Source organism: Aminobacter sp. P4_H6_2 (assembly GCF_056400805.1).
The window spans coordinates 1-4668 of the sequence record NZ_JBFUKO010000431.1; the positions used below are offsets into that span (position 1 = coordinate 1).

Below are 4668 nucleotides of genomic sequence, written 5' to 3' on the forward strand. Positions count from 1 at the left end.
CCTCCACCGCTACGATACCTTCGTGCTTTCTACCGGAGAAGGCAGGCAGCGCGTGCTCCCGTGCGGCCTTCTCGGCGTCGAACGGCACTTTTTCGACAATGCCCTGTTTGCCGTACCAAATCAGCGTGTAGGCCACCGTTGGGAAGTTCCTTTTTAGTCGTTCTCTCTAACCCGCAGTGACATGGGAGCGCTCGATTTGGACCATCCCGCGCATCTCTTCCACGATTGTCCTGCAATGCGACGGAAAAGTCGAACTGAACCGCCTGGGCCTGCATTTCACAATGGTCCTGCCGCTCCGCGACACCAGGCCTCCTAATCTGACCGGGGGCCTTTCCGCCTTTTGCTTTGGCAATAGCGGGAGTAACGTATCGCTGGTATTGATGTCGCCTATTTCCAGCACAGGCGCCGCAGATGACATCCGATGCAGATAAAGCCGAGGCTGTCGAGCAACTGCTTGATACACCTGACCTTGCCACTGCGCTGGAAAGCGAACAATTCAAGAAATTCCTCGACCAAGTGCCGATTGCCATAGCGGTCTCAGACCTGAAGGCGAAGGAGCGCGTTGTCTATGCCAATCCGGAATTTGAAAAACTCTCGGGCCTGACGGCGTCCGGCCTTACCCGGCAAAACTGGTCCGCACTTTCCGGCGTTGGCCTCCACCAGCAAAAGGACCGGCCCCTGGCCGAGGCCGTGATCGAGGAAACCGATTTCGTGGGCACCTTCCGGCTTGAGGGCGACGCGGATAAGCAGGCGCTTGTTGACGTCTATTCCAATCTTATCGAGGACGACAACGGCAAGATCTGCTTTCGGCTGGTGGCGCTTGTCGACGTGTCGGCTCATGGCGATACTGAGGATACGCGCTCGGTCGAAGAGCGCGTGCGCGAAAAGGACACGCTGCTGCGCGAGTTGCAGCACCGTGTGAAAAACAATTTGCAGATGATCACCGCGCTGATCCGTCTGGAAACCCGAAATGCCACAGAGCCGGACCAGAAGCGCTTCGAGAGGCTCGCCGGCCGCGTCGACGCGCTCGCCATCCTCTACCAGACGCTGTCTGCTGACGCGCAGAAGGAAGAGGTGGATCTCGGGGTCTATCTCAGCCAAATCGCGTCAGCGGTGATGACCTCGCATGCGGTCGAGGGTATTCGACTCGACATGAAGGTTGATACCTATCCGGTCTCTATCAACGTCGCCATGCCGACAGGGTTGGTGGTAAACGAGCTGCTGACCAATGCGCTTAAACATGCCTTCCGCGGGCGTGACGGTGGTACAATAACCCTACACAGCATCGTCAACGGCGATGGTTGCAGGATCATCGTTGCGGACGACGGGATCGGGCTGCCTGAAGGGGAGAGCTGGCCCAAGCATGGTAAGCTGGGGGCGCTGATTGCTCACTCGCTGACTGAAAACGCCAAGGCGGAATTCGACGTCAACTCAAGCGCCACGGAGGGAACCAGGGTAGCCATCGTTTTCAAACGGTCGGCTGCTGCCGCAGCGAACTGACGCCACCAATGGCGGAGAGCACACGCTCGATGCGCCGCTCAATCTTCGAGCGTGATCTGTTGCCGATCTGGCGAAACCGCCTGCTCACCGAAATCACGCCCGACGATCTGCGTGCGCATTGCGTGAAGATTGTCGAGCGCGGTGCGCCGGCAACCGCAATCCATGTCCGAGATATCCTCAAACAGATTTATCTGCACGGGGAGAAGATTTCCAACCCCGCAGACGATGTTGGTCCCGCTTCAATCGCCCATTTCGTGCCGCGAGATCGTTAGCTGCGCTGCAGCCTGCCAGGCCGACGGGTCCGGCCAGCCCGGGATGGCATACTTGAGGTCGACGACCGAAACGGCCGCTTCCCAACAACACGATCCCGTAAGCTGCCCGTCCGTTCTCGGCCCCACAGCGGCCCCTTACTGGCCCTGAGTTGCGCTGCAGGGGTAAAATGAGGGGCTCTCGGCAGCTGGCTGGTCTGGCACTCAGCTGCGTTCCACGAATTTTCATCTAGAAAGCCTAGCTACGACGTCGCGCGGGAGTAGGCCATTCGCTTCTCTTCCTAGACCTATAGCCGGGTCGGACCCCTTGATCGGCTGGCATGTGCGCATTCGGCATCAAAACGGGCAAACTAATTTGGGCCGTAGACAAGAAGCGGGAGCCGCCCCGCCAAACGACTGTTGGGGAAGCACACTCGTGGCGAGCTGTGGCTTTGATTGCCGCCTAGATGGCATCAGCGGGCTCACGGATCTGCTCTGCCGGAATCGAAGCCTGCCGGCTCGGTACACTCCGAGGCGGGCGCGGAGTGTGGGTTCCGATCATCCGCTATTCGTCCGAGATCAGTTGGTAGCGGAAACGATTCCGGATGTGGTCATTAAAGAAGCGACCTTTTGCAAAGGCGCTTTGGAAATCATGATAGATTTCCTGAGGAACAGCCTCGTAGTCATAGCGTTTGCCGCTCGCGACGAACCACACAGAAAGTATCCGGGTCTCGGGATCATACTCGCTCCTGCGAATCGAAGACGACGGCATGACGACTTCGCTAGACCAGTGCGATCGGCATGTAGCGGATGATAACCTTGTCCTGCCGGAACCGGCGTTCGAGATCGGAGCGTCGGCTGTGCCAATCCGACAAGTCGATCTCCTCCGTCATCACCTCGAAGATGACTATGTCGTCGCTGTCGGATTCCGCGCCTTGCCGCCATAAACCCTCCGCTGGTGCCTGAAGATAAGCCGTAACGCCTTCAAAACGGCTCGCCAGTTCTTCCTTCCCGCGTTCAAAGTCTTCCCGCGCGAATGGCTTGCCGGCATTGTCGGCGCGGGGAAGCAGGATTTGGCAAAGGTGCATGGCGGCCACTCGCTGAAAAGCATTCAACGATTGCTAAGCCCATGCGTTCCGTTGTGTAAGGGCTTCGTTTTCACCGAGTGTAGCCACTGGAACCGGCGACTTGCGCGCTACCCTACCGCATCAGGCCCGCTGAGTGGCGAGCATCCTCGATGACCTTTTTTACCGCTTGAGCTGCGAACCTTCCAAGCCGATGCGAGCCTGCTCCACAGGCTTGGCCGTCGCCGCGGCCAAAGCGCCGCCGTGATCGCTCCGGCGCTAGGGCTTGAGGACGACTTTGATGCAGCCGTCCTTCTTGTCGTTGAATATCTTGTAGAGATCTGGACCCTCTTCGAGGCTCGCTGTGTGGGTAACAACGAAGGACGGGTCGATGTCGCCGTTCTCAATGTGAGCAAGCAGTTTGGGCAAATAACCCTGGACCGGCGTCTGTGCCATGCGCATGGTCAATCCCCGGTTGATGGCGGAGCCGAAAGGGATCTTGTCAAGGAAGCCGCCATACACGCCGACAATGGAGACCGTGCCGAAATTGCGCGTGCAGTGTATGGCCTGGCGTAAGACGTGAGGCCGGTCGGTGCCCATAAATGTAGCGACCTTCACCCGGTCGACGATCGCGTAGAAGTTGGAATTTGCAAGCGGCTCGGTACCCACAGCATCGATGCAGGCATCAGCTCCGCGGCCCTTCGTGAGCTCCTGGATACGGTCGTAGACGTCTTCATCCACGAAATCGATCGTGATCGCGCCTGTAGCCCGCGCCAGTTCCAACCGCTCCGAAACCGAGTCGATCGCGATAACGCGCTCTGCCCCCAGCAAGAACGCGCTTCGGATTGCCATCTGTCCCACCGGCCCGCAGCCCCAGATGGCGATCGTGTCGCCCTTTTGGATGTCGCAGAAATCCGCCGCCATGTAGCCGGTCGGGAAGATGTCGGAAAGGAACAGTACCTGTTCGTCGCTTAAGCCGTCCGGCACTTTGATCGGCCCAACATCAGCATACGGTACGCGCAAATATTCCGCTTGGCCGCCTGGAAATCCGCCAAGAAGGTGAGAGTAGCCGAACAGGCCAGCTGGCGAATGACCCCACATCGTCTCGGCCTTTTTCTTGCTTTTCTGCGGGTTGGACCGCTCACAGCCGGAGAAGGCACCACGCTTGCAAAAAAAGCATTCGCCACAGGCGATGACGAAAGGCACCACCACCCGGTCGCCGACTTTCAGGTTAGAGACACCCGATCCGACTTCTACAACCTCTCCCATATTCTCGTGCCCGAGAACATCGCCGCTGTGCATATCAGGGATGACGCCGTTGTAGAGGTGCAGGTCGGAGCCGCAGATGGCGCACGAGGTGACCTTGATGATCACATCCGTCGGGTCCTCGATAGTGGAATCTGGGACGCTCTCGCACCGAATGTCATGTTTGCCGTGCCAAGTCAGTGCGCGCATCGGAACCTCTCGCTGATCAGACCTCTACGTTCTGTGCGCCCTATAGTTCCCTGATGCGCAAAAATCGTGCGAGTGGGTCGAGCTCGACGACGGCGACGACGACCGGCCGAAGCAGCGTCGCCCCGAAACGGCTAACCAGAGAATAGGGCGGTCAGACCGTTGTGACTGCGGAGGCAGCCGATTGACCAGTGCTGCGTAGGCGGAACATGTTCTCCCCTGTGACATTTTGGTGAGGAACAATGTGTTTCCCGATCGAGGACGCAATGGCGCACGATAAGCTCACTAGCTACAAAGCAAAACGCGATTTCAAGAAGACCCAGGAGCCTAGCGGCCATGAGTCGGTCAAGCCTTCGAACCGCCGGCGCTTCGTTATCCAGAAACATGATGCGACGCGCCTGCAC

4 protein-coding genes and 2 pseudogenes are annotated in these 4668 nt (G+C 58.6%); 3 read left to right on the plus strand and 3 right to left on the minus strand.

Features of this window, described 5'->3' with window-relative positions; all coding sequences use genetic code 11:
- The first annotated feature begins 411 nt into the window (after positions 1-411).
- Both AC1DUU_RS23580 and AC1DUU_RS23585 read left to right on the plus strand, forming a co-directional pair.
- Positions 412-1500 (plus strand): sensor histidine kinase, encoded by a 1089-nt coding sequence (locus AC1DUU_RS23580; RefSeq protein ID WP_476785809.1) that lies wholly within the window; start codon positions 412-414, stop codon positions 1498-1500.
- Between the two features lie 5 nt (positions 1501-1505).
- Positions 1506-1769: pseudogene (locus AC1DUU_RS23585) on the plus strand (phage integrase central domain-containing protein); the annotation flags it as partial.
- Between the two features lie 544 nt (positions 1770-2313).
- On the opposite strand, the gene AC1DUU_RS23590 reads toward AC1DUU_RS23585, so the two are convergent.
- From AC1DUU_RS23590 to AC1DUU_RS23600, 3 genes are all read right to left on the minus strand, one after another.
- The gene (locus AC1DUU_RS23590; protein WP_476785810.1) at positions 2314-2520 is read right to left on the minus strand and encodes a KTSC domain-containing protein; all 207 of its coding nucleotides are present in this window, start codon (positions 2518-2520) and stop codon (positions 2314-2316) included.
- A 10-nt stretch (positions 2521-2530) separates the two neighbouring features.
- Entirely contained in the window at positions 2531-2836 is a 306-nt protein-coding gene (locus tag AC1DUU_RS23595; protein ID WP_476785811.1) for a hypothetical protein, read from the minus strand.
- Positions 2837-3091: 255 nt separating this feature from the next.
- Positions 3092-4267, minus strand: coding sequence for a zinc-dependent alcohol dehydrogenase (locus tag AC1DUU_RS23600; protein ID WP_476785812.1), 1176 nt, complete (start codon positions 4265-4267; stop codon positions 3092-3094).
- A 263-nt stretch (positions 4268-4530) separates the two neighbouring features.
- Here AC1DUU_RS23600 and AC1DUU_RS23605 point away from each other — a divergent pair.
- Positions 4531-4668: pseudogene (locus AC1DUU_RS23605) on the plus strand (DNA polymerase ligase N-terminal domain-containing protein); the annotation flags it as partial.